The sequence below is a fragment of the Vibrio sp. T11.5 genome (assembly GCF_027587155.1).
In the GTDB taxonomy this organism is placed as follows: Bacteria; Pseudomonadota; Gammaproteobacteria; order Enterobacterales; family Vibrionaceae; genus Vibrio; species Vibrio neptunius.
In genome coordinates this window covers 299,365-323,249 of sequence record NZ_JAPPTP010000001.1, presented here as the reverse complement: position 1 = coordinate 323,249, position 23,885 = coordinate 299,365, and the positions used below count along the sequence as shown (strand labels likewise).

The 23,885-nt window shown below is 46.2% G+C and carries 21 protein-coding genes and 1 riboswitch; of the genes, 14 read left to right on the top strand and 7 right to left on the bottom strand.

Going from position 1 to position 23,885, the window contains the following annotated elements:
* Positions 1-23: 23 nt before the first annotated feature.
* Both OH455_RS01515 and OH455_RS01510 read left to right on the top strand, forming a co-directional pair.
* The gene (locus OH455_RS01515; RefSeq protein ID WP_269980082.1) at positions 24-707 is read left to right on the top strand and encodes a response regulator transcription factor; all 684 of its coding nucleotides are present in this window, start codon (positions 24-26) and stop codon (positions 705-707) included.
* On the top strand, positions 704-1,990 hold the full coding sequence (locus OH455_RS01510) for a sensor histidine kinase (RefSeq protein WP_269980081.1): 1,287 nt from the start codon (positions 704-706) through the stop codon (positions 1,988-1,990). Before OH455_RS01515 ends, OH455_RS01510 begins: the two co-directional genes overlap by 4 nt.
* Here the strand turns inward: OH455_RS01510 and OH455_RS01505 are convergent.
* Both OH455_RS01505 and OH455_RS01500 read right to left on the bottom strand, forming a co-directional pair.
* Positions 1,964-2,920 (bottom strand): AEC family transporter, encoded by a 957-nt coding sequence (locus OH455_RS01505; protein ID WP_269980080.1) that lies wholly within the window; start codon positions 2,918-2,920, stop codon positions 1,964-1,966. The two genes, OH455_RS01510 and OH455_RS01505, sit on opposite strands and share 27 nt — an antisense overlap.
* A 317-nt stretch (positions 2,921-3,237) precedes the next feature.
* On the bottom strand, positions 3,238-4,134 hold the full coding sequence (locus OH455_RS01500) for a LysR family transcriptional regulator (RefSeq protein ID WP_269980079.1): 897 nt from the start codon (positions 4,132-4,134) through the stop codon (positions 3,238-3,240).
* A 155-nt stretch (positions 4,135-4,289) separates the two neighbouring features.
* Between OH455_RS01500 and OH455_RS01495 the strand changes: the two genes are divergently transcribed.
* The 6 genes from OH455_RS01495 (at position 4,290) to OH455_RS01470 (ending at position 11,544) form a co-directional block, all read left to right on the top strand.
* Positions 4,290-4,688: a RidA family protein gene (locus tag OH455_RS01495; RefSeq protein WP_269980078.1), complete on the top strand. Its 399-nt coding sequence runs from the start codon at positions 4,290-4,292 to the stop codon at positions 4,686-4,688.
* Positions 4,689-4,753: 65 nt separating this feature from the next.
* The gene (locus OH455_RS01490) at positions 4,754-6,214 is read left to right on the top strand and encodes an aldehyde dehydrogenase family protein (RefSeq protein ID WP_269980077.1); all 1,461 of its coding nucleotides are present in this window, start codon (positions 4,754-4,756) and stop codon (positions 6,212-6,214) included.
* A gap of 66 nt (positions 6,215-6,280) precedes the next feature.
* On the top strand, positions 6,281-7,270 hold the full coding sequence (locus OH455_RS01485; protein WP_269980076.1) for a membrane dipeptidase: 990 nt from the start codon (positions 6,281-6,283) through the stop codon (positions 7,268-7,270).
* Between the two features lie 114 nt (positions 7,271-7,384).
* A complete protein-coding gene (locus OH455_RS01480) occupies positions 7,385-8,986 on the top strand; it encodes a BCCT family transporter (protein WP_269980075.1) in 1,602 nt (533 codons plus the stop codon).
* A gap of 93 nt (positions 8,987-9,079) precedes the next feature.
* Positions 9,080-10,816, top strand: coding sequence for a hypothetical protein (locus OH455_RS01475; protein WP_269980074.1), 1,737 nt, complete (start codon positions 9,080-9,082; stop codon positions 10,814-10,816).
* Positions 10,813-11,544: a DUF3726 domain-containing protein gene (locus tag OH455_RS01470; RefSeq protein WP_269980073.1), complete on the top strand. Its 732-nt coding sequence runs from the start codon at positions 10,813-10,815 to the stop codon at positions 11,542-11,544. Before OH455_RS01475 ends, OH455_RS01470 begins: the two co-directional genes overlap by 4 nt.
* A gap of 40 nt (positions 11,545-11,584) precedes the next feature.
* On the opposite strand, the gene OH455_RS01465 is transcribed toward OH455_RS01470, so the two are convergent.
* Complete coding sequence (locus OH455_RS01465; protein ID WP_269980072.1) at positions 11,585-12,895, bottom strand: hypothetical protein; 1,311 nt, start codon at positions 12,893-12,895, stop codon at positions 11,585-11,587.
* A 390-nt stretch (positions 12,896-13,285) separates the two neighbouring features.
* Between OH455_RS01465 and OH455_RS01460 the strand changes: the two genes are divergently transcribed.
* The gene (locus tag OH455_RS01460; protein WP_269980071.1) at positions 13,286-13,843 is read left to right on the top strand and encodes a thiamine phosphate synthase; all 558 of its coding nucleotides are present in this window, start codon (positions 13,286-13,288) and stop codon (positions 13,841-13,843) included.
* A 31-nt stretch (positions 13,844-13,874) separates the two neighbouring features.
* On the opposite strand, the gene OH455_RS01455 is transcribed toward OH455_RS01460, so the two are convergent.
* Positions 13,875-15,359 carry a carboxypeptidase M32 gene (locus OH455_RS01455; RefSeq protein ID WP_269980070.1) on the bottom strand — a complete coding sequence of 495 codons (1,485 nt, stop codon included), beginning with the start codon at positions 15,357-15,359 and terminating at the stop codon, positions 13,875-13,877.
* A 257-nt stretch (positions 15,360-15,616) separates the two neighbouring features.
* Here OH455_RS01455 and OH455_RS01450 point away from each other — a divergent pair, with 257 nt between their 5' ends.
* Positions 15,617-16,231, top strand: a complete 615-nt coding sequence (locus OH455_RS01450) for a LysE family translocator (RefSeq protein WP_269980332.1) — start codon at positions 15,617-15,619, stop codon at positions 16,229-16,231.
* Between the two features lie 35 nt (positions 16,232-16,266).
* On the opposite strand, the gene OH455_RS01445 is transcribed toward OH455_RS01450, so the two are convergent.
* Positions 16,267-17,640 (bottom strand): alanine/glycine:cation symporter family protein, encoded by a 1,374-nt coding sequence (locus tag OH455_RS01445; protein WP_269980069.1) that lies wholly within the window; start codon positions 17,638-17,640, stop codon positions 16,267-16,269.
* Between the two features lie 109 nt (positions 17,641-17,749).
* A riboswitch (glycine riboswitch) is annotated at positions 17,750-17,853 on the bottom strand.
* Positions 17,854-18,149: 296 nt separating this feature from the next.
* Entirely contained in the window at positions 18,150-19,700 is a 1,551-nt protein-coding gene (locus OH455_RS01440; RefSeq protein ID WP_269980068.1) for a YncE family protein, read from the bottom strand.
* A gap of 436 nt (positions 19,701-20,136) precedes the next feature.
* On the opposite strand from OH455_RS01440, the gene OH455_RS01435 reads away from it, so the two are divergent.
* Positions 20,137-20,379, top strand: coding sequence for a hypothetical protein (locus OH455_RS01435; RefSeq protein WP_206371255.1), 243 nt, complete (start codon positions 20,137-20,139; stop codon positions 20,377-20,379).
* A gap of 45 nt (positions 20,380-20,424) precedes the next feature.
* On the opposite strand, the gene OH455_RS01430 is transcribed toward OH455_RS01435, so the two are convergent.
* On the bottom strand, positions 20,425-20,763 hold the full coding sequence (locus OH455_RS01430) for a YggL family protein (RefSeq protein ID WP_269980067.1): 339 nt from the start codon (positions 20,761-20,763) through the stop codon (positions 20,425-20,427).
* 283 nt (positions 20,764-21,046) lie between these two features.
* Between OH455_RS01430 and OH455_RS01425 the strand changes: the two genes are divergently transcribed.
* The 3 genes from OH455_RS01425 to OH455_RS01415 all read left to right on the top strand — a co-directional run bounded on the left by OH455_RS01425 (position 21,047) and on the right by OH455_RS01415 (position 23,871).
* Positions 21,047-21,205 (top strand): hypothetical protein, encoded by a 159-nt coding sequence (locus OH455_RS01425; RefSeq protein ID WP_206371257.1) that lies wholly within the window; start codon positions 21,047-21,049, stop codon positions 21,203-21,205.
* Between the two features lie 18 nt (positions 21,206-21,223).
* Entirely contained in the window at positions 21,224-21,955 is a 732-nt protein-coding gene (locus OH455_RS01420) for a chromosome partitioning protein ParA (protein WP_045974215.1), read from the top strand.
* A gap of 137 nt (positions 21,956-22,092) precedes the next feature.
* On the top strand, positions 22,093-23,871 hold the full coding sequence (locus tag OH455_RS01415) for a putative bifunctional diguanylate cyclase/phosphodiesterase (protein WP_269980066.1): 1,779 nt from the start codon (positions 22,093-22,095) through the stop codon (positions 23,869-23,871).
* The last annotated feature ends 14 nt before the right edge of the window (positions 23,872-23,885 follow it).

Here is a 23,885-nt window from a genome sequence, read left to right as displayed (position 1 = left end):
GTTTCATAGAGTAAGAGGTAGCCATGGAAAACTTGCAGCTGTTACTGGTCGAAGATGATCTGGATTTAGCTAAGGCGATTGTTGACTACCTCGCTCTGGAAGATATTCAGTGTGACCACGCTGCAAATGGCTTGTCCGGATTCAACTTGATTCAACAAGGCCAGTACGACACCGTGATTCTGGATTTGAACTTGCCAAAAATGAATGGCCTGGAAGTGTGTGCAAGGCTCAGAGAGCAAGGGATTGACGTGCCTGTTCTGATGTTGACGGCAAAAGATACCCTTGATGATAAGTTAACGGGCTTTTCGAAAGGAGCGGATGACTATTTAGTCAAACCATTTGCTATGGAAGAGCTGATTATTCGTGCGCAGGTATTGTCTCGTCGACGCAGCGGGCAGATCACTAAGCTCTCTGTTTCCGATCTTGAAGTTGACCTGAAAACTCAGATCGCAACCCGATCGAATGAGCCCTTAAAGCTCTCGCCAATCGGATTCAAGTTACTAGAAACTTTGGTCAGGGCGAGCCCTAATACCGTCTCTCGTGAAAAATTGATGCAGAGTGTTTGGGGAGATGAACAACCAGACAGCAATAGCCTAAAAGTGCACATGTTTAATCTGAGGAAAGCCGTGGATAGCCGTTTTGAAACCAAATTGATTCATACGATAACTGGACGCGGCTTTGCATTGAAACAAGAGGTTTCTCAATGAAAATAAGACGTAGTCTGCGGCTCTACTTTTTATTTGCCATGCTATTGACTGGTTCGTTGACGATTATCGCGATGTCTGGTGTTGCGGTAAGTTACTTCTTTTCTGGTTTGGATATGGCTATGACAGGGTTCATGCGCACGCAGGCGTACCAAGTTGAATTGACGGATAACACTCCTGTGAAAATCAATGACCTCACGGTTGCGAGACGATGGCAAGACTTACCACAGCCAATTCAAGACAATCTGAACCAAAACGAACTGGTTCTTAATGAAGTCCTCAAAAACGTCGTCGGTATTCCTCTTATTGAACCGCCTAAAGAGGGCTATTTCGCCATGAAAATGGAGCACAAAGGAGACGTCAGATACGCTTCGGTGTTGTTTCTTGACAATGAATTTTCTCCAGGTGAGATGCCACAGTTTGTCTACATTGTTTTGGTTGCTATCGCTGCAATCTTCGCGTTTTCTTTGATACTTGTTGCCTTTATTCGCAGTGTCTCAACGCCCGTTGAGGGGCTTAAAGACTGGGCAAAATCCTTGGATAAAGAAAAGCTCAGCCAACCGATTCCGGAATTTGACTACAGTGAGCTAAACACATTGGCAGAAATCATTAGATCCAGTTTGAGCTGCGTGCAGGAGGGCCTTGAACGAGAGCAGCGCTTTTTGGGCTATGCCAGCCATGAATTAAGAACGCCGATTGCCGTCACTCGTACCAACACGGAGCTACTGAAAAAGATGATCCTTAAGAAGTTGGGTGAGGACAAGCAGCTTGAAGTCTTGGAGCGTATCGAGCGGGCAGGGTACACAATGACAGATCTAACTGAAACTCTATTGTGGCTCAATCGACAAGAAGACAAGACACTGCCATTCAGTGACTTTGCTATGGGTGATCTCGTTAATCAGATCGGTCATGAACTCGAATACTTATTGCAAGGAAAAGAGGTCAAAGTGAGTATCAAAGCAGATACTACACAGCACTCATTACCGCATAGTCTGTGCCGGATCATAGTGACAAATTTGGTTCGCAATGCGTTTCAGCATACCTATCAGGGGGAAGTGATTATCGAGCAGTCTGGAAGTCGACTTGTTATTACCAATGACAACGTTTCCCAAGGTGACGGAGAAAAAGAGCTGGGGTTTGGTCTGGGTCTGGAGCTCACTGAGCGATTGATCAAACAATACAGTTGGTACTATAACAATACCCCAACAGCGTCAGGTCGACGTGTTGAAATTCATTTTTCTCAGCCTGATATCACGGACTTAAATCAGCCCGATGTAAACAAGTAGGACAATTCCAGCGGTAGAGGTGAGGGCTGAAATAACCGTCGTCATGGCAATAATATTAGCGGCCAGTACCGAGTTTCCGCCCATTGAACGGGTCATGACATAGCTTGCTGCTGCTACGGGCGAGGCATTCATAAAAAACAAAATCGTAAGCTCTACTCCTCTAAACCCATACCAATAGGCGGCACTGGTGACAAGCAAAGGCGCTAGGAGTAGCTTGTAGCAACTGGCAAACCATGCCGGCCCCTTTTCTTTTCTCATTTTACTCAAATCCAGTGAACCCCCGGTGCATAACAAAGCCAGTGGCAAGGTCATTTTCGCCAGGTAGCTACCTGCGTCGACAGCAACCTTAGGGACAGGTATTGAAAGCAGATTGAAGACCACTGCGGACACGATCGCAATGATTAGTGGATTCTTGGTTAACGTCCTTAGCATGACTTTCGCCGCTTCGGTGGGTGATGTGCCCCCTTTGGGGGATAGGCATATCACTGCTTGAACGTTGTAGATAAAGGTGGTGATAGCGACATACAGGGCCGCGAGTGCGATGCCTTGTCCTCCAAACGCATTGGCAACATAGGCTATACCAATGATACCAGTGTTGGCGCGATATCCGCCTTGAGTAATGACACCTTTATCGGGGGATGTTTTAAACAGCAGGTTTACGGACAACGTAGTGAAAATGAAAAATGCAATATTTGCTATGGCGGCGAATCCAAGAAAGCGGCTGGCGGCGGAGAAATCATGTTCAGATACCACAATGCTCAGAAACAACATAGTTGGTAGCGTAACCTGAAAAACCAGTTTTGAAGCCACCTCGATGAAATTGTCATTTATCAACCCAATACGTTTGAAAAACACCCCCAATAACAACATAAGGCAAATTGGACCGGTAATTGATAGTGAGAAACTCAATTGCTGAAATAGTGTGTCCATATATGCCCTGTAAGTAAATTGAATGAAGTACGTTGCCAATACATACTGTGTTTTACAATAGATTTTTTGATGCTTATTAGACCATTCACGCAGTCCGTTGACTGGTACCGTCAGTTTGGATAATTTGGTGTTGTGGGTGCTAATTTGGTCTACGACAATGTTAACACTTTCTACTGCCTGAATATTGTCAACGGACAACACAGGTTAAGGGCAGTGTATGTCAAATCATCACATTCCCGGTTTTTGAACATAACTGAGAAACTGTGAACAAAGCGGATAAACATGGTAATCACCCTATGGGTTTTATATCAGGTAAGTCACCCCTGACTATTGTCTCCTTGATACTTCAAGTACTCGATACATAGATTATGAAAGGCTTGTGCCTGAGGAGAAATGGTTCGGTCGCTGAGCGTGAAGATACCGATTTGTCTTTCCAATGGCGGATCGATAAGCGGTATCCACACCAATCTGGTTTCATTGGTCGGGAAGGCCAATTTCGGCAGGGTTGTTACACCGATGCCAAGCTCTAATACAGAAAATAGCGAAGTGATGTTCTCTACCGAGTAAAGTGCTTGCTGACTTAGGGCGCGAGCAGGCGTCGGATCAAGTAAAGTGCAGGTCCCGTTACGAATAAACGGCTGCTTGAGCAGCGTTTGCCACTCAATACCTTCTCGGCTAGTCGCAATCGGATTATCACTCAAACACACCACGCCAATCGGATCGGACAATAATGGCGTGAACGTCATGTTGTCGTCATCGAGATGAGACGGGTTTCCCAACGCTAAATCAACCTCGCCAGAGAGTAATCTCGCTTCGACCCCTGCGGCATTGTCATCAATCAAACTGACTTCTACGTTTGGGTGTTGTTCGCAGAATGCACCTAACACACTCGGAATGAGTTTAGCGGCAACAGAAGGCACACTGGCAATTTTTACTCGCCCTTGCTGGCCGGCTGCGGCAGCACGCAAATCATTGTCTAGTGCTGTAAAGATGTTGAGAAACTGAATGATCTTCGGCAAACAGATTTCGCCAAATGGGGTTAATTTGGCTTTGTTACCCGCTTCGAATAATGCTTGTCCCAATATCTTTTCCAGCTCTTTTATTGATGTGGATAATGCGGCCTGAGAGCGGTTGGCGCGATGTGACGCCGCGCGAAAACCGCCTTCTTCGACCACCATCACAAAATGCTTTAATTGTTGAAATTTGATGCTCAACTCGGACTCCTTATCATCCCTTTATTCACCATAGCCTCAGTAAAGTGATAAGTTTTTTTTATCGAATGTAAGAAATTTACCGTTCGATTTATCGTCTGTCAAAGTGCAAGATTTAACTACTGAGAAACAATTTGGTTACAAAAGGTTGAAAGCACGTGAATACTCACACTCAAAAACACCCAGTCAAAACATCACTGTTCGCCTCAAAGGCTCCTCTGGAATGGGCGATTGTTAACAATGGCACGCTGTACACCGCGCAAATCCCGATTGATGCCACTGGTGCTGTAGTGGAAGGGGGTATTGAAGCGCAAACCCGTCAGACATTTAACAACTTGGTGCACACCTTGGAATGCGCAGGCGAGTCTCTGAACTCTGTCCTACAAGTGCTGATTTACGTGACTGACCGCGAATACCTCAAAACGGTTAACCAAGTTTACGCCGAGTACTTTGACGCGCCATACCCAAATCGCGCTGCCATGGTCGTTGCTGGCCTGGCAAGAGAAGAGATGTTGGTGGAGTTTGTAGTTTACGCTTCAGCGAGCCAAGCCCACTAACCCCTTATTTACGAATAACAGCCTGATGGCGAGTAAAGCCGTCAGCAAGAACAAAGGAAGCCATCATGACATCATTAAACAACGTTCAGGCCGAAAAATCGCTCTACATTGGTGGCGAATGGCAGTCAGGCATCAATACCGTTGCCAACATTAACCCATCCAACATCAGCGAGAGTCTGGGTGATTTTGCTCAGGCGAGTGAAGCTCAGGTTCAACAAGCTATTCAGTCGGCCAAGCAGGCTCAACCTGAGTGGGAAAAAACACCCATCGAGCGCAAGCAGGCGGTACTGCAAGCGATTGGTGATGAACTGATTGCCCGTTGCGATGAGCTAGGAAAGTTACTGTCGAGTGAAGAAGGCAAGCCGTTTGCTGAAGGTCGCGGTGAAATCTACCGTGCAGGCCAATTCTTCCAATATTTCGCTGCCGAAGTGTTGCGCCAGATCGGCGATAACGCTGCCTCCGTCCGTCCAGGGGTCTCTGTTGAAGTGACTCGCGAAGCCGTGGGCGTTATCGCCATTATTTCTCCTTGGAACTTCCCGACTGCAACCGCTGCTTGGAAGATTGCGCCAGCGCTGGCATTTGGTAACAGCGTTGTTTGGAAACCTGCCAACTTGACGCCAGCCAGTGCCGTGGCACTGACTGAAATTATTCATCGCCAAGGGTTGCCAGCAGGCACATTTAACTTGGTATTGGGTAGCGGTTCTCAAGTTGGTAACACACTGATTAATTCAACAGACGTGAATGGTGTGAGTTTTACTGGCTCCGTCGATACAGGGCGTAAAGTGGCAGCGGCAACAGCACCAAACTTTGTTCGCTGCCAGCTTGAAATGGGCAGCAAAAACGCCCTAGTGGTTGCCGATGATGCAGACATTCAAATTGCAGTCGAAGCAACCATCGCGGGTTCATTCTCCGGTGCGGGTCAGAAGTGTACTGCGTCTTCACGTTTAGTTGTAATGGACGGGATCCATGACGCTTACGTAGAAGCACTGATCAAACGCATGAGCGAACTTAAGGTAGGCCATGCGTTAGAAGAGGGCATCTTTATGGGGCCTGTCGTTGATGGCAATCAGCTAGAGGCAAACTTCGAGTGGATTGATAAAGCACGTCAAAGCGGTGCTGAGCTAGCGTTTGGTGGCGAGCGTTTGAACCTCAAACATGATGGCTACTATATGTCTCCAACGTTATTCCTCAACACGCAAAACAGCTGGGAAGTGAATCAGGAGGAAGTGTTTGCGCCAATGGCGAGCGTGATTCGAGTTGCTGACTTAGATGAAGCGATTGCTGTCACCAACAATACTCGCTTTGGTCTGACTGGCGGGATTGTGACACAAAGCCTGCGCACGAGTGCCATCTTCAAGCAACAAGCGCAAACCGGCTGTGTGATGGTCAACCTACCAACTGCAGGGACAGACTACCACGTTCCATTTGGTGGCCGTAAAGAGTCTAGTTTTGGTCCTCGTGAGCAGGGGCAATACGCCAAAGAGTTCTACACCGTAGTGAAAACGGCTTACCAACGTCCGTACTAAGTCTGCATTGGGCAGCCGCTGCGCTGCCCGACATAGATCGGTTCTAAGAATTATTGAGGAATGGTTATGTACCCACAACGAATCATCATTGATGGACTGCAGTACTGCAACTGGGACAGAGAGTATTTCCAAACTCTCAAGGCCAGTGGAATCACCGCAGTCCATGCGACCATTGTTTATCACGAAAATGCACGTGAAACCCTGAGCCGATTTGCTGAGTGGAATTTACGTTTTGAACAAAACTCCGATCTCATCATGCCCATCTACTCAATGGTCGATGTGGATACCGCTAAGCAACAAGGCAAGGTCGGCATCTTCTTTGGTGCGCAAAACTGCTCGCCAATTGACGATGAGATTGGTCTGATTGAGGTGATGCGCCGCCAAGGTTTGCTGATTATGCAGCTAACCTACAACAACCAAAGCTTGCTTGCGACCGGATGCTACGAGGCAAACGATACGGGCATTACTCGTTTTGGTAAGCAAGCCATCGCGGAAATGAACCGAGTAGGGATGATCATTGACATGTCCCACAGCGCGGAACGTTCGACGCTGGAAGCGATTGACCTTTCTTCTCGCCCGATTTGCATAAGCCATGCGAACCCGAGCTTTGCTCACGATGCGCTTCGTAACAAATCCAATACCGTGATTAAAGCGCTGACGGAGCGTGGTGGCCTGATTGGCTTCAGCCTCTACCCATTTCACTTGCCAAACGGCAGCCAATGTTCATTAGAAGACTTCTGCCAGATGGTGGCTAAGACCGCTGAACTGTTTGGTGTTGAACATCTTGGCATTGGTAGCGATCTATGCCTTAACCAACCACAACAAGTGTTGGAGTGGATGCGCAATGGACGCTGGTCTAAAGCAATGGATTATGGCGAAGGTTCCGCAAGCAATTCGGGTTGGCCAGATGCGCTGCCGTGGTTTAGCGGAAGCAAAGGGATGGAGAACATCTACAACGGATTAATTCGCCATGGATTCAGTGAGTCCGAGGCGGGACAAATACTGGGTGATAACTGGTTTAACTTCCTGAAAGAAGGACTTGAGCCTATTTCATAAACCTTAACCCAAACATGGAGCAGCCCACTACTACAACTAAAACAAGGTGGGTCGTTGAATACACTCGTGTAGCTGGCCTGATGGCCACTACCGAAAAACTTCTGGAGTCAGCATATGTCTGATTTAACCAATAGCATGAAAGCTGCCGCAATGAACATGGCATCTGACAAATCACAGGCTAAGCACAATACTTCTGCCAATGAAAATTCGCCTGACAAGCTTGGGCTGAGCAATCCCGCTTTCTGGTATAGCGGTGGGTTCATCGCTCTTTTTGTTGCTTTAGCGCTCTATGATGGCGAGCTGCTGTCTAATCTGGTCAATGCAGGATTTGGCTGGTCAGTGAAAGTGTTTGGTCCATACTGGCAGTTGCTACTGCTTCTCACCTTTCTTATTGGCCTTGGGCTCGCTGCAGGGCGAACAGGTAAGGTGATACTCGGTGGCACAACCAAGCCCGAAATGGATACGTTCCGCTGGACTGCGATCATTTTCTGTACCTTACTCGCTGGTGGCGGTGTGTTCTGGGCTGCGGCAGAGCCAATTGCGCATTACGTTAGCCCACCACCACTCTACGGCCCACAGGATAACCCTCAACAGTTAGCCGTCAATTCACTTTCGCAATCCTTTATGCACTGGGGGTTCCTTGCATGGGCCATTGTTGGCAGCCTGACAGCTATTGTAGTGATGCATCTTCATTACGATAAAGGTCTGCCGCTGAAACCTCGTATTCTTCTCTATCCGGTTCTTGGTGAACGTGCATTAAAAGGTCATACGGGTGCGATCATTGATGCGTGCTGCATCATCGCGGTTGCTGCAGGGACGATAGGTCCAATTGGCTTCCTCGGTTTACAGGTTAGCTACGCGTTAAACGTATTGTTTGATATTCCCGACGGCTTTACCACTCAGCTGATCATTATTCTGTTTGCCATCGCACTTTATACTTTGTCTGCTCTGAGTGGTCTGAATCGTGGAATGCAGATGCTTAGCCGTTACAACGTAATTTTGGCTATCGCTCTGATGATCTACATTCTGCTATTTGGCCCAACGAACTTTATCTTTAACGGTTACATTCAGGGTGTGGGCAGCATGCTCGATAACTTCATCCCAATGGCGACTTATCGTGGAGATGAAGGCTGGCTTAGCTGGTGGACGGTCTTTTTCTGGGGCTGGTTCCTTGGCTATGGACCTATGATGGCGATCTTTATTGCGCGCATTTCCCGCGGTCGCAGTATCCGCCAGTTAATCTCGACCATTAGCATTGTGGCACCACTAGCGACTTGTTTCTGGTTCACCATTGTTGGTGGTTCTGGTCTGGCATTTGAAATTGCCGAGCCGGGCAGTGTCAGTAAAGCCTTCGAAGGCTTCAACCTGCCGGGTGCGCTTTTGGCGGTCACTCAACAACTACCGTTACCTATGGTGGTGTCGGTGCTGTTCCTTATTCTGACAACGATTTTCATCGTTACAACCGGTGACTCTATGACGTACACCATCAGCGTGGTGATCAGTGGAGAAACCGAGCCTAATGCCATCGTTCGCACATTCTGGGGTGTCGCCATGGGTGTGACGGCGCTGATTCTGATTTCACTGGGTTCAGGCGGAATCTCCGCATTGCAGTCTTTTATCGTGATCACTGCGGTTCCGGTGTCATTGATATTGCTGCCATCACTTTGGAATGCGCCACAAATCGCAATCAAGATGGCGAAGGCACAAGGGTACTAGTGACTACTTATTAACGACAAATAACGTGAACAGTGTGCGGAAATTATCCGCACACTCCAACCATTCTTACAATAACAACAGGTGGTGAGCAAAATGGATGCACATCGTTCTACTTACACTGAAACATCGCTGCGCAATGCAGAGGTGGTCATGGCGCCAGAAAGGCTAGGAGCTATGCACCAAAATCGAATCAGCTTTGTACGCAGTCTGATTCGTAAAATGGCTAGACAACAATGGCAGGTGAGCTGTCATGATTGGCAACTTTGCCCGCAAGGGTTTGGCCATGTTATTTACCGACTTAGCACCCCACACCATGTTTATCATCTCGTGGTGTTTTGCGATCAGATTGCAGACGAGGAACGCAATGACAGAGTCATCGCGGAAAGATGGGATGTTACGTTTGCTTTGGTTTACGGCGATGTTGATGTGAGTTTGCTTGAACAGCTGCGTACAAATGTTCCTCTTCAGGAAGCTGGGCGCAATCCAAACAATGTGTTGGTGCTGGCAAGAGCAAACAAAAGTGTACGAGTGTTTGGGCATATTGTCTCGGCGCTGGCTAAAGGCCTTCAACCACAAGGCGAAGAGCTGGCACAGGTAGGTTATATTCTCAGAACAACAGCCGTGTATGGCAACGGTAAGTTTGGGATTGCGGACTTCAAGCTACTGGAGAACAATCCGGACTTCAGTCTGTCCTTCAGTGCGCAGATGTGTGCTGTGTACCTGCTACGTGGGTTCAGTCTCGATTGGGTGCATTATCTTGCACGTCAGCAAGGCGGTGAAAGTGCAGTTGAGCTAGACCGAGGGCTGCAACGCTATCTTGGCGTCGGCAATGCCACTGGGCTGGGAATGGCGCCTTATTTGATTAATCACCCATGTATCGTTGATCAATGGATGACGGCGCGTGAAAGTGCTTTGGCGCAGGTTCTAGCAAAGCCATGCGATTCAGAGATGCATGGGCCATTGAATCAGTTATTGATTAAAGCCATCAAACATTTAGAGCAGGTCGTGACCATCAATCCACATCAGGATACGTTGAATCAACAGGCGATTGCTGAGCTGACTCTTATTCATAAAGATCTGGCGAACATCACCTCACAGCAGCCCAACTGGCAGAGTGTGATGGAGGGTTTGACGACCTACAATTTGGAAACTCAAGAGATTGTCACTTCTTGTTTGATTGAGCTTTACCCAGAACTGGTTAACCATTTTGAAGAGCAGATGAACACCGACGAAACTTTGTCTGTTGCTACTGGGAAAAGTGTTGGTGACTTGCTTAGTGTGTTAAACGATAAATATCGCTGGGCGATTGACGCCGATTACTCGCTGGCAGAGAACAACTATTGGTTTTGGTATCGCTCTCAGGATAAAGAAGAACCGAGACTTGGGGTCCGCGGGGAGGAATCCGGTGAAGACCGAGAACTTCCGCTTGATGTCGGTCGTCAGGTCAACCGCCTGTTCAACGCAGTCTCTCAACAGCCGTGTGAGATGTCACTGGCTCAGTTTCTATTACAACATCCTCAATATCGTTCTATTGCGCGTCGAGTCTGGACCTTGGGACATCGCCAGATGGGCGACATTCAGATGAATGTGTTGCGCCAGGATGCACTGCCTATGCACTTGCTGCGCTGTAAGCTGTCTTTCTTTGGTGCGACGAAATTTGATCCCCGCTCAGATCGCTGGGTACGGGTGACCTTTTTTCAAGGTGCGCCTTTGCTGGACGAAATCGGCTCAGACCAGCACAACGATAATTGGATTTTCCCTTTGATGCCAACCGAAAGCGAGGTTCTTAATCGTCATTCGAACACGCTGCAAGGAGGGCTCGCATTATGATCGTGTCTCACAATGAGCTGGTTTCAGCAGTCAATAAAGCTTTTTTAGGCACACGTCGTTTGTGTGGTGAAGCGGATGTTATTGCCAATATGGTGGCTGATTTACAAATGGCTGGGTTACATGGTGTCCGTCATTTCAATAATGCCAGTCGTTTTCTCGGTTTAGACTCTGATTGCGCGGCGTCTATTTCGCAACGCTCTGATGAGACTCTAGAGGTGGATTTACACCATAGCAGTGTGGCGTGTCACTTACCTGCTGTGTTGGATTTTGCGCTTGAAAAAATGGTCCAGTCCAAAAGCATTGCTATTGAGCTTAAGCAGTGCCATAACCGTTGGCTGGCGTACAGCGAGTTGTTGAAGCTGGCAGCCAAAGGTATCGCGTGTCGTGCAAACTGGTCAAATGGCACTAACCCCAAAAATGTATTGTATGTGCTCAATCGAGGCCAAGTTGCACCCGAACTGTATTTCTCTGAAGAGAGCTGTGGTTCGATAGAAAGTGAGCACTCGATGACGATTGAACTAGCGGTAAGTGACTTTGATGTCAGTGCCATTTCTCAAGGCTACAACACATATGTTGACGCCAAGGAGCTCGTCGATGCACAGCAGTCCTCTTGGCGAGAGGGTATTTTCGTTGAAGATGAGGAATGGGAATTACTAAAGCAGACCGCGACAGTGTTTCTGGTTGAGAATAGTGAACGTTCTCGGCAAGGTGCCGGAGAACTGGTCTAATACTGAAAAAGCCAAGGTTAATCCCTTGGCTTTTTATGAATCACACATCCAACGGTGGCATACCATGCAGGGATGAAAGCTGTGATAGTGAAAGGTTGCTTTTCGCCAACGAACGACGAGAGGCTACTGCTGGTTTCACTGTGGCAGGTTTCACTGCGAATTCGTGTCCATCCAATATACCTTTACCCTTTTTGAGTTCATTGAGTCGAGCGTTAACGACACCATCAGTGCTAGAAAAATCAATTTTGTAGCTGCCAATATATTCCTGAACGTAGTCAGTTGAGAGTGCCTTAAGTTTGTCGATGTAAACCACCGCTTTATCAAACTCGCCTTGGGACACTGCATCCAACTTGGGCGTAAGCAACTGCGCAAACTTCATCGGGTGGCCGACAAAACCGCTGCCCATAACCAGTGCAGCGACAATCGGGGTAGTGACCACCGCGTTCTGAAACCACTCAGAGAACCTCTTGTGATCACTGACCAAGCTGCCGTTAGCGCTACGGTTGTGCCATTCTCTTCTAGCTCTTTTGAGTACTTTGTCAAGCAGAGCACGCTGCACAAAGAAGTCGACCAACTTAATGATGCGTTCCAACACAGAGATGATAAGGCTGATAATAGAGCCAATACCTGCGGCAGTTGCTCCCGCGATTCCAGCGACGCTAAGCGCAACACTTTTGATGCCACCGAGAGCGCCAGTAGCAGAGTGGCGCGCCAAAGCTTTGGATATAATGCTTGGATGGCCACCCAGCAGTTCGACACCACGACCTTTGTAAATCTGAGTGATGAGATCTTTGGACTTTAGAACAGACTTTTTGACTGCAGAATAAAGAGAAGAAGCACTCCTTACGTGACCCCAACCAGGAATTAGGTCGGCAAATGTGCCGGTAAACTTGCTAATCAACCAACTCCCCACTTCGGCTAGCCATTCAAGGCCATGAAGCAAATCACCGTAAACATGGCGTACTTTATCGAGTAAAGTGCGGAAAAAGTCAGACAGTAGGTCTTTGATACCATTTTTCATCGAAGTGGTCACTTTCGCGACTTTAGAGGCGGCCTTCGAAATCTTCTTCGCAGCTTTGCTGTTTTTCAGTTTAGCCATGGTTTCTGTGTTACTGAGTAACCCTACGGCTGCTTGTTTAAAGTCATTGAAAGGCTCGGTCCCGACCACAAAAGCACTAAAAAAATGTGCGTTTGAAATCTTTGCCACCTTAGTAATTTCAGTACTGGCGAGCATATACATCGCACCCATGCGAGCATCGGCCATTTGAGCTACCTGAACCCCACGAGTTGTGTCAGAAGTATTGCCAAAGATTTTGTCTTTGATGAGACGCTTCAGTAGTTTGAATTGCATAGGAACCTCCACTTAACGATATAGAACGCATTGGCCATCTGGGAATCAGCTTCAAGTGAGGCTGGAGGATGTCCTTAGATACTAATACATCTCGGACTGATGATCTTCGGAGTTTGAGGGAAACTTTGATGTTAGAGGTCCGACCACTTGATTTTAACCAATAAATAACGAGCCTGTAAGCACTTAAAGGCTGCGTGTGGATGAAAAGTCAGGTTAGCGATGCTCAAACTATGGCTGATTTTTCCTCTAAGTGGTTTAACGAGTATGGAAGTCGGTGGCGTTGCAGCAACATCGTTACGATAGTGATTGACAGATGGAGGTGAAACCGAAGCCTGCAAGTAGTATGATTTCAGCCGTTTAGCACAGGGGTTGTAAGAGAAAAGAGTACCAATGTTTTTACCCACAAAGTACGCCATTACCAGCAATGACAAAAGCTTGGATGAGTTAGCGCAATTACTTGCTTTGAAAAGCGCTGGCGGTTTATGTCAGCTCAGAGCGAAGTCGCACAGTTTGTCACCTCTAAAGCAAGTAATTGGCCCCTATGTGAAAGGGATTGTTTTGGTCAATTCTGCTTCCTACGACGGCACGGACTTAGCGCCTTTTCATGGCGTGCACCTTACCTCGAAAGACCTCTCAGATAAGGCTTTGATTCAGTCGGTTCGTCACAGCGGCGCGCAATATCTGGCGGCATCGTGCCACAATGAGCAGGAAGTTGAGCTAGCGAATCAGGCGGGGTGTGACTTCATTACTATTTCTCCAGTAGAATCGACGAACTCTCATCCTGATGCCACTCCGATTGGTTGGCTGCGCTTTGCAGAGTTATCCAAATTGGCGGACATGCCAGCTTTTGCTCTCGGTGGGCAAAGTACTCATAACGTAGAACATGCCCAAAGCTACGGTGCGCACGGTGTGGCTGGGATTTCAGATTTTTGGCAGGTTGCGCAATGAAAAAGGCTGGTGAATTCACCAGCCTTTGTATTTAACCCAAGTAACGGTTCTTGAGATGATCTTTAAAGAATTGCGCGTTGAGTGTGTCACCTGTTGCTTGCTTCACCAACTCATCTGTTGTGAGTAAGCTTCCCTTGCTCCAGATATTGTCTGATAGCCAGCTAAAGATTGGCGTTAAATCGCCAGATTGAATGGCTGAATCAACATCCACAGTCTTCTTCATTGCTGCCATAAACTGCGCGGCATACATTGCCCCTAATGTATAAGACGGGAAGTAGCCAAATGCGCCGTCGGTCCAGTGGATGTCTTGCATACAACCGTTCTTAAAGTTGTCTTTGGTCGACAGTCCAAGGTAAGCCTGCATTTTTTCATTCCACAGTTCAGGAACGTCAGTGTGTTTGATCTTACCGTTGATCAGATCGCGCTCAATCTCGTAGCGTAAAATAACGTGAGCAGGGTAGGTAAGCTCGTCGGCATCAACACGAATGAAGTCTTTTTTCACGCGGGTATAGAGTTTGTGGAAGTTTTCCTGCGAGAATAACGCTGGGTTATGGCCATCGAAATGCTTGGCCGCAAAACCTGCCAGGTGAGCGATAAAGGCGTCGCTGCGCCCGACCTGCATTTCAAAAAATAGCGATTGTGACTCGTGAATACCCATAGAGCGTGCTTCACCAGAAGGTAATCCAGCAAGAGGCTTCGGTAGTCCTTGCTCATAACGAGCGTGACCCGTTTCATGTACAATCCCCATCAGTGACTGAACGAACTCGTTTTCATCATAGCGGGTTGTAATGCGTACATCCGATGGTACACCGCCACAGAATGGGTGCACACTCTCATCCAGACGACCATGCTCAAAGTCGAATTGCAGTAGCTTCATTACTTCGAGACCAAGTGCTTTCTGCTTATCTGTTGTGAATTTACCTTCTGGTTGAATAAACTGTTCAGAAGACTGCTTTTCAATCACTTCATCGATAAGTTCTGGCAACCAGCTTTTCACATTGCTAAACAGGGTATCTAGGGAAGCTGAGCTGGTGCCAGGCTCGAAGATATCCAGCATGGCATCATATGGGGTGAGACCGTTGGCTTCTGCTCGGATTTGCGCTTCTTCCTGAGAAAGCTTCACTACCTCGGCCCAGTTCTTCTCAAAACCAACCCAGTCATTGTCACCGCGTTGTGTACGCCATGCGTGCTCGCATTTGGAACCTGCGAGAGATTTAGCTTGCACCAATTCTTCAGGGAGAAGGTTGGCTTGCTGCCACTGGCGTTTCAATTCGCGAAGTGTCGCCTTGTCATCGGTATTGAGTGATTCACCTTCGGCTTCTGCAAACCAGTCTGCCAGTTGAGGCTGAGTATGAAGACCGTGGATATGAACTGAGAGTTCCGCCATAGCTTCAGAGCGAGCTTGGTTACCACCGCTAGGCATAACCGCCGCTTGGTCCCAACCACAAATAGAAGCAAGGTGGCTGAAATGAGAGATTTTTTTAGAATGTGCTTTAAGTTTTTCGAATGCGCTCATCGGTCGCCTTCCATGACTATTTAACAGAAGGAAAGTGTATCAATCTCGCTTAGCCAGACCAAGTACTATCCGGTTGCGTTGATGGCAATGAACTTATCTTAAATCACACTAATTGGAGTATTTGGTGATTTAAATGTTATTTACATAGAAGAGAAGAATTCCGCCTCGTGGTTTATTCAAAGACGTTTTAATGATAGAAGAGGTTTACTAAATGAGTTCGAGAAGAGGAATAGAAAGGAGTAAATGTGATTAACAATATGGAAGCGTTTCTGATCGCCATTACCATTCTAACGCTAACACCGGGGCTGGACACAGCACTGGTGCTGCGTAATTCTTCCCGAGGTGGAGTGAAAGATGGCGTAGCGACGAGTCTCGGTATTTGTTTAGGCCTGTTTGTCCACGCGACGTTTTCAGCAGTTGGTATTTCGGCTATTTTGGCGCAGTCGGCAGAGTTGTTTAATGCCGTTAAGATGGCTGGTGCCGCTTATCTCATCTGGCTGGGAGCGACAACTTTAAGAGAGGTCTGGAAAGGGGATATAACTATGTCGAATATGGAGTCTCATACGCATAATCTGGACATCAAACGCTCTCTTCGAGAAGGTTTTTTGTCAAATATTCTCAATCCAAAAACAGCGGTTTTCTATCTTGCATTCTTGCCTCAGTTTATTAATCCAGAGGGTTCGGCATTTTTGCAGTCCAGCTTGATGGCGGCTATCCATTTTGTGATTGCAATGATTTGGCAATGTGGCTTGGCGGGCACTTTGAACTCAGCGAAGAATTTGCTGAAAAGCCCTAAGTTTATGCGCCGGATGGAAGCAACTACGGGAGTGGTTCTGGTTGGCTTAGGTGTGAAACTTATGGTGGAAGAATAAAAAAACGGCGGCTTAAGCCGCCGTTTTTTTATTGGTTAGCTCTGCATCTGAGGCTGCTTTACGTTATCCACCGCGGCTGAGAAATACGCTTTCGTTTCTTCAATCACGACATGGCGGAGCAAGATCAAACCGATCAGGTTAGGCACCGCCATTAAGCCGTTAACGATATCGGCGATAATCCAAATCATATCTAGGTGTAGGAAAGCACCTGATGCCACCAAAGCAAGGAAGATAACCTTGTATGGCAGAACGGCTTTGGTGCCGAACAAGAATACGACACAACGCTCACCATAGTAGTTCCAACCCAGAATGGTTGTGAAGGCGAAGAAGATCAAACCAACGGAAACCAGAATCGGGCCCAATGTTTCAGCATTTAGTCCAACAGCAAAAGCGTGAGTTGTCATCGCTGCACCTGCAAAGTCACTTTGCCATGCACCAGTCAGGATCAGTGCAAGACCTGTCATGGTACAAATGATGATGGTATCGAAGAAGGTACCTGTCATCGAAATCAGGCCTTGTCTCACACACGAATCGGTTTTCGCAGCAGCTGCTGCCATTGGGGCACTTCCAAGACCAGATTCGTTAGAGAAGACACCACGAGCAATACCCGACTGGATGGCTAGCATGATGCTCGCACCAAGGAAGCCACCTGTTGCAGCGGTTTGCGTGAATGCAGACACAAGAACCAGCTCGATGGCGCCTAGCAGCTGATCGCTGTTGATGATAATCACGCTCAGACAAGCCAGCACGTAGAACAGTGCCATCGTTGGAACGACTTTTCCTGCCACTTTGGCAATCGACTGAATACCACCCAGCGTGACAAACGCCACTAGTAGCGTCAGTACCACTGCGGATGCTTCTCGCGGCATGCCAAAAGAGATCTCGCTAGCGTCGAGAATCGCGTTAACCTGAGGAAAGGTACCAATACCGAAGCAGGCGACACCCAAAGCGAAGAAAGCGAAGAGCGATGCGAGCATGCGAGAGCCTACTCCGTACTGAAGGTAGTACATAGGCCCGCCAATCATCTGGCCTTTATCATCGATTTTACGGTATTTAACCGCCAATAAGCATTCCGCGTATTTAGTCGCCATTCCAAACAGAGCAGCAAGCCACATCCAGAACAGTGCACCCGGGCCACCAAGTTTTATTGCGGTTGCGACACCAACAATGTTACCTGTACCAATGGTGGCAGAAAGCGCGGTACAAAGAGCGGCGAAGCTTGAAACATCACCTGGTTTTTTTGAATCATCTTTGCTGAAAACCATTTTCAGTGCGGTCGGCAGGTGTCGAAACTGAAGTAAGCCTAAGCGAAAAGTAAAGTAGACACCGGTTCCCACTAACAGGATAAGTAGTGGTGGACCCCAGACAAAGCTGTCGATAGTTTTAAGTAAAGATTGAAGGTTATCCATGATTTCCCCTTAATTGATAAAGCATTACTAAGGAGAAGAGTGAAAGGGCAGAGACGACGAGTCTCAACAAACGCTACAGGCAGCAAAGCGATCATAGCTAGGTTGTTCTTTTCACTCCTCTGTCCTTTTGCCTGAGAGTTTCACCACACACCTGATGGTGTGAGGTTTGCTCCTTCGGCGACCGATTTAACGGTTCTCTCCAGAGGTTCCTCCAACTACAGTCCTCGCTGTTTTCACAGCACCTGAAAGATTTACTTCTTCGGTAGGTTATTTCGTCCAAATGTTAAAATTTGGTAAATAACCACTCTCCTGTAGTCTTCATCGGAACGATTGCTCGTTTAATGAGCAAAAGTTAGTCGATAGCACTGAAGGCTATCGACATGTGAACTCTATCATTATTTTCGTGTAATTCAATTAGTTTTTTGCATGGATAACAAAACGAGAAGAATGATTGTTATTGGGAGAGAAAGAATGAGCCTTGGACTAATCCAAAGGCTCTTATTTAAGGCTTATTGTTTGTTTTGAGTATTGACGCTAAAAACAACGCTTTCATCCACGAAGTCATACTCAATCTTCGCTGGAGTCACGTCACACAATGCAGAAATCGGCGTTAACGTGCCGCTACTACCATAAAGAAGGGCAAATTTAATAAAACGGCTACGGATATTGTCTTGATCTCCTCTAGGAATCTCTTCTATGTACATTTCAGTATCGCGGCAGTTACCCGAAAGGGCGATAAAAGTAGAAAACATTATCGGTTCTGAGATAGTCAAATCTTCGATTACAACATCTCGATATGTTTTGCTGACTTCAACGGTTTGGCTGAGGTAAACCGTTCCTGCTGATTTCTCAGCGTAAAGGCTTCCGCTCCAACCACTTTGGATGGGAAGGGTATAAGCGCCATCGACGTCCGTTTTAACGCTGGAGAGGTAACCTCTGATTTCTGCGTCTTTTACAGGAATACCATCGTGAGAATAAACATAACCTTCGATGTTCACCTTCGGAGTTGGTCGGGTAAACAGATGTGAGTTGCTATTATCTCCAACCAACAATGTGCCCGACTCAAACCCAAAGCTAGATCCATAGCGACTGCTCCCTTCTCCGGTCTGAAAGACTTCAGCCAGTTGCCACGCTAGGTTTGTGCCTTTCTGGATATCGAAACGATAGACTTTGCCAAGTGCGTCATCACCAATCATAAAGGTCGTACGATCTAATTCCACATCGTGGCCGAAATACCCTGTTTCTGCATCGATATCTGCTTGTTTTATGGTTTGCTGAAGATTCCAAGGCTCGTGGGTAAAACGTCTCATGAAGACGTGGACGTAAGAGGTTGCGTAACTACTTACGACTAAAAAGTGTTTATTTACATCAAATGCGAAGCCAAACTGACTATACTGTGTAGGGGTTTTGTCGGGTGACTCAATGACATCACTTAGTTGCCAGGTACTGAGGTCTTGACTTCGGAAAACAAAAATACGCTCAGCAGAAGACTCACTAACGTACAATTCGTTAGCATAACGACGAACAGTAAACCCTAATGAGTGAAAAGCGGGAGCAGGTAAACTATTGACGTCTAGTTTGTCGACCAGTTGCCATTCACCAGAGCTTCTGAGGTAAACATAAACACTTCTTTGCATTGGATCAGAAATGGTGAGTAGCTGATCATCAAGATAAACAGACTCGCCAAATTGAGACAACTGCGGATCAACATCGTCCGGCAACTCGATTGTAGTAGATAAGGTCCAGTTTGGTTTAAATGCGCTCTCGCGTTCGAACAAAAAGACTTTACGTTCTGAGTTGGAGCCGATAGCTATAAAACGGTCTGTATTGTAGACGTACTTATCAGTGTGTCCACTGCCGGTAACCGGAAGCTTTGGGCCAAACTTCCAAACACCCAAATCTTTGAAAATAATTTGATTCCCGATGACGCCGACGTTACGAGACAGTGAAGTTGTTCCTGACACTTTGTCGATTTTTTGATAATCGGATAAATCAGGAAAGCTAGGTGATGCACTTGTACCTAATGAGAGTAGGGTCGCGAGAATTGCTAAATATCGCATGGAGGTCTCTCCTCACTAATGAAGTAATAATTCATGGTGGAATAAGACTTACAACAAGTTGACTACAAACTAACTTAAGTTCTCAATGAGCATCAGAACAGATGGAAAAGTTGATGATCGCTGCTCTGAAGAAGTTATCTTACATATAAAATAATCATCATATCAATAGTATTTTGAGTATTTATACTAATTGATATATGTGTAATTTTAACATTATGAAATTATTGATATTTATAATAATTTTAACCTGTTAGGTTAAATGTGCGGAGGGTTTTAGTTGGATTTGAATAAATTAACACTTTTGTGTCATTATGACGCTGGTTTTTTTGTGTCTTTTAGACTCTTTTTTTGATTGTTTATTGATTTTTATAGCTTTATAAAGTTGGCAAGAAGAATGCAAAGTAGAGAGAAAACAAAATAATCTAGTGAGGTCTCTATGTTTGCTCAACCAACTCGCACTACATTCAAAACGCTTTTGACTGTTTCAAATATTGGACTGGTCGTCACTTTTCTCGCACTGGTGGTCAGTGTATTAATTTCTTATCCATACGCTCACTCCTTCAGCCTGAATGCTCAAATCGCAGCGCATATCAGCACCATCGTAATAGCTGCATTGTTGAAAGTGAGTTATGTGACCAGATGCTTGGCGCAATATAACCTAGGTTTGGAAGTAAAATAGATTCAATATACTCATAGCGCCCTGAGTAGGGCGCTATTGCAAGTCTTAGAAGTAGTTGGCGTCAACCAGCTCGCTTACTTGTACTGATTTCACATCAGCACGCGCATCCAACCATTTAGCAACTTTTGCTTGTTGTTCTTCTGTTACACTTTGGTACCTTTCTGAATGACAGATAAAGCCTTCGAATAACTCAAGACCGCCGCCGCCAAAGCTGAGCCCGAGTGCATCAATGAAATCGATGAACTCGTCAACAAACGCGTCGTAATTATCAAAGTCAGTGATCGTTGTTTCACAGCTGACTTCGAATCCAAGCATCGCGAATTCGCCAACAAAGAGTTTCTTTTGGATGCGACGCTTCTTATTCTCTAACTTAAATGGTTTCATTATTTTGCCTCAGGTTTTCGAGTTAGCTCCTTATACCTCAAATCCGAAGCAAGCCCAAACATAATTCTGAAAAAGAGATAAAATACTAACCTTGTTTGGGAAAGGTCGCGTTTTGTAACGATTAAACCACATAGGAATGGATGCAGCAGGGGTTGGCATGTATATAATTAAACGTAACGAGTGTAAAACAAACTTAACTCTGACCCAATGCTCTCAAAAGATGGTATAAATGAATAAGTTAACCAGCCATTGAGGTTCGCGAAGAGGCTAGCTAGGAGGTGGTATGACAAGATTGATTGCGATTGTTTTTTTAGTGGCGTTGGCATTTGTCCTGATCCGGTATCGAACCAACGAAAAACTGCAAAAATATGTCGTCACTACTTTGATATCAGGCTTTATTATTTACACCGTCACCTTGGTGGTGACAGAACTCATACGCTAAATCAGTAGGAGCAACAGAGTGAACAGCGAGTCTGAAATTGATAATGATGATGTGGTGGTTATCGAAGAAAGAGATAAACGCAGCTATTTGTACATCGTTATTGCAGGTGCCTTAGGGTTAGCGTTAGGTGGGTTGGTAGGCTCCGTCGCTACAGCTGGTAAATGGCAAGCTGCTTATGATGGATTGGAAGCAAAATATCAGTTGCTAGTCGAAGACAAAAAACAGCTGGTTGTCGAAGTAGAAGATAAAGTGGCGAAAGTCGATGATGAAATCGCTAGCAAGCTTCAACAAGCCATCGATGAGCAGCAGCAAGAGCACGAAAATGCATTGGCAGCTCTACGCTCGGAGGTTTCTGAATTAGAAAAGGTGAACCTGTCTCTCGAAGAACAACTGAATCAGCAGAAGCAGCAAATTGCGCAAGCGACCCAAGAAAATAATCAGCTGAACCGACAGGCTGATATGCAAGCTACGATTTTTGAGCGATCACGAGAGCTGTTTCAACAAGAGCTTAAAGTGAAGCAAGAACTGGAGGCCTTGGAAAAAGAGCGTGAGGATCTCGAGCCCAAAGTAAAAAAACTGAAAAGTGATTGTGATTTGTATCTGGCAGGGACTTCATGGGACGCGAAGTCTGATTCTTGCGATAAGCAAGATGAGGCAAGTTCTCGCTTAAGTCAGGTCAATCAAATGATAAGAGTGCATCAGATGGATCTCAAACAAATGAAGGCACTAACGGACGAGTTAGGTTTGTAGCAAGACTGGACTGATATTAAACCTCCCATTTGGGAGGTTTTTTTATGTCAAAAGTAGTCAATTATTAGATTTGTTACTAAGTTTTAATGGTTAGACAATTGAGCTTAGTATACTTGCTCATGCTGTGAGGACGAGGCGTGCAGAAGAACAACGGTACAGAGTGGGTACAAATCATAGCAAACCTTGCCTTTCTTTGCGCGGTAGGGGTTGTTTCTTATGGACTGGTCAATCAAGAGCACATCTGGTCTAGAGTTTTCTTTGTTTTTCCCATTTTGATGATCTTAGCTCTCATAGCCAATAATCTTTCTTTACGCCATCTTTTCGCATTTTCCGCTGTTGCAATGTTTATGGTCGGGGGAATGATCCAGCCATTTGATATTGGCCCAATAAGAAACAGCTTAATACTGATCCCCCTCTGTTATATCGTACTTTTCCCTGGCACTTTATGGCCCATTGCTGTTGGAGGGGCCTTAGTAAATGGCTACCTTTACCAACTAACAGCAACAGACCTACAACTCTTTATAGAAGTAGCTTCGGAAGTGAGTGTGATTACTGTGTTTGCAACCTTCATGGCATATTTCTACGTCAAAGTTCGTGAGCAGGCCATGGCTTATAAACAAGAGAGTGTGACTGACTATTTGACTAAATTGCCGAACCTTAACGCTTTTTACAGTGACATCAAGCAAGTTAACAAGGCAAATGCAGAGTATTTTGGCCTACTGCACATAGGCCTAGATGGGTTCAAAAACGTGAATGACCGTTTGGGATATCGTCATGGGGATGTATTACTGGTAGCGTTTGCCAATCACATCAATGACTTAGTCGGTGGCTATGGAAAACTCTATCGCCTAGGGGGGGATGAGTTTGTATTAATGGCGGAATCTCATGATATAGAATTAGTATTGGACGAGACTATTGAAATCCTACACCGGCACAAGAAGACGCTCTTCAATGTCAACAGTACCTCCCACAGGTTGGGATTCTGTATAGGTGTGGCTTTTGCGAAAGATGCAGTTGATAACCTTGATATATGGGTTAAAAATTCAGATTTTGCCTTGTTTAAAGCTCGCTCTGAAGGCGCTGGCTCAGTATGTTGGTTTGATGACAAGTTGTTAGGTGAAACCATCCGGCAGCATCAAATTGAAACGGAAATCAAAGATGCGCTGATCAATGACCAGTTCGTTCTCTATTATCAACCTAAAGTGTCGGCGACGACTTCAGAGGTGGTGGGTGCGGAGGCTTTGATACGCTGGAACCACCCTCAATTGGGGGCTATAACACCCGCTGAGTTTATACCTGTTGCCGAGAGAACAGCTCAGATCGTCCCCCTTGGGCATTGGGTATTACGAGAGGCATGCAAGCAAATAAAAGAGTGGCATGACGCAGGTGTGGATTTGTGTGTGTCGGTCAATGTTTCAAATGTACAGTTTGATCACACTGATCTGTTTAAAGTGATTTGTGAAATCTTGCGCGAAGTGCGCTTGCCCTCTCACTTACTTCAGATAGAAATCACTGAATCTGCGTTGATGGGTGACCCTGATGCTGTGACTGATATCTGTGGACAGCTAAGAGCTTTGGGTATTTCTGTGGCTATTGATGACTTTGGTGTGGAGTACTCCTGCTTACGTTACTTGAAAAAGCTCCCCGTTGATGTGCTTAAAATTGACAAATGTTTTGTCGATGAATGCGCGATTCATGAGGCAGATCGTATGTTACTTAGGACAATTGTCCAGATGGGGCACAGCTTGAACATCAAGGTCGTCGCTGAGGGTGTCGAAGACGAACAGCAGTTAGAGGTTCTACGTCAGGAAAACTGCGATGAATATCAGGGCTACCTTTTTTCTCAACCTCTGTGTGGAAAAGAGTTCTTTTCGTTGTTTAATGTCAGCTCTGGAGCCAGTAAAGCCTCGGCATGATTTAGGTTGTGAGG

Coding starts and splice junctions, on each gene's coding strand:
- OH455_RS01515 (WP_269980082.1), top strand. CDS start 24: ATGGAAAACTTGCAGCTGTTACTGGTCGAAGATGATCTGGATTTAGCT.
- OH455_RS01510 (WP_269980081.1), top strand. CDS start 704: ATGAAAATAAGACGTAGTCTGCGGCTCTACTTTTTATTTGCCATGCTA.
- OH455_RS01505 (WP_269980080.1), bottom strand. CDS start 2,920: ATGGACACACTATTTCAGCAATTGAGTTTCTCACTATCAATTACCGGT.
- OH455_RS01490 (WP_269980077.1), top strand. CDS start 4,754: ATGACATCATTAAACAACGTTCAGGCCGAAAAATCGCTCTACATTGGT.
- OH455_RS01485 (WP_269980076.1), top strand. CDS start 6,281: ATGTACCCACAACGAATCATCATTGATGGACTGCAGTACTGCAACTGG.
- OH455_RS01480 (WP_269980075.1), top strand. CDS start 7,385: ATGTCTGATTTAACCAATAGCATGAAAGCTGCCGCAATGAACATGGCA.
- OH455_RS01475 (WP_269980074.1), top strand. CDS start 9,080: ATGGATGCACATCGTTCTACTTACACTGAAACATCGCTGCGCAATGCA.
- OH455_RS01470 (WP_269980073.1), top strand. CDS start 10,813: ATGATCGTGTCTCACAATGAGCTGGTTTCAGCAGTCAATAAAGCTTTT.
- OH455_RS01465 (WP_269980072.1), bottom strand. CDS start 12,895: ATGCAATTCAAACTACTGAAGCGTCTCATCAAAGACAAAATCTTTGGC.
- OH455_RS01460 (WP_269980071.1), top strand. CDS start 13,286: ATGTTTTTACCCACAAAGTACGCCATTACCAGCAATGACAAAAGCTTG.
- OH455_RS01455 (WP_269980070.1), bottom strand. CDS start 15,359: ATGAGCGCATTCGAAAAACTTAAAGCACATTCTAAAAAAATCTCTCAT.
- OH455_RS01450 (WP_269980332.1), top strand. CDS start 15,617: ATGGAAGCGTTTCTGATCGCCATTACCATTCTAACGCTAACACCGGGG.
- OH455_RS01445 (WP_269980069.1), bottom strand. CDS start 17,640: ATGGATAACCTTCAATCTTTACTTAAAACTATCGACAGCTTTGTCTGG.
- OH455_RS01440 (WP_269980068.1), bottom strand. CDS start 19,700: ATGCGATATTTAGCAATTCTCGCGACCCTACTCTCATTAGGTACAAGT.
- OH455_RS01435 (WP_206371255.1), top strand. CDS start 20,137: ATGTTTGCTCAACCAACTCGCACTACATTCAAAACGCTTTTGACTGTT.
- OH455_RS01430 (WP_269980067.1), bottom strand. CDS start 20,763: ATGAAACCATTTAAGTTAGAGAATAAGAAGCGTCGCATCCAAAAGAAA.
- OH455_RS01425 (WP_206371257.1), top strand. CDS start 21,047: ATGACAAGATTGATTGCGATTGTTTTTTTAGTGGCGTTGGCATTTGTC.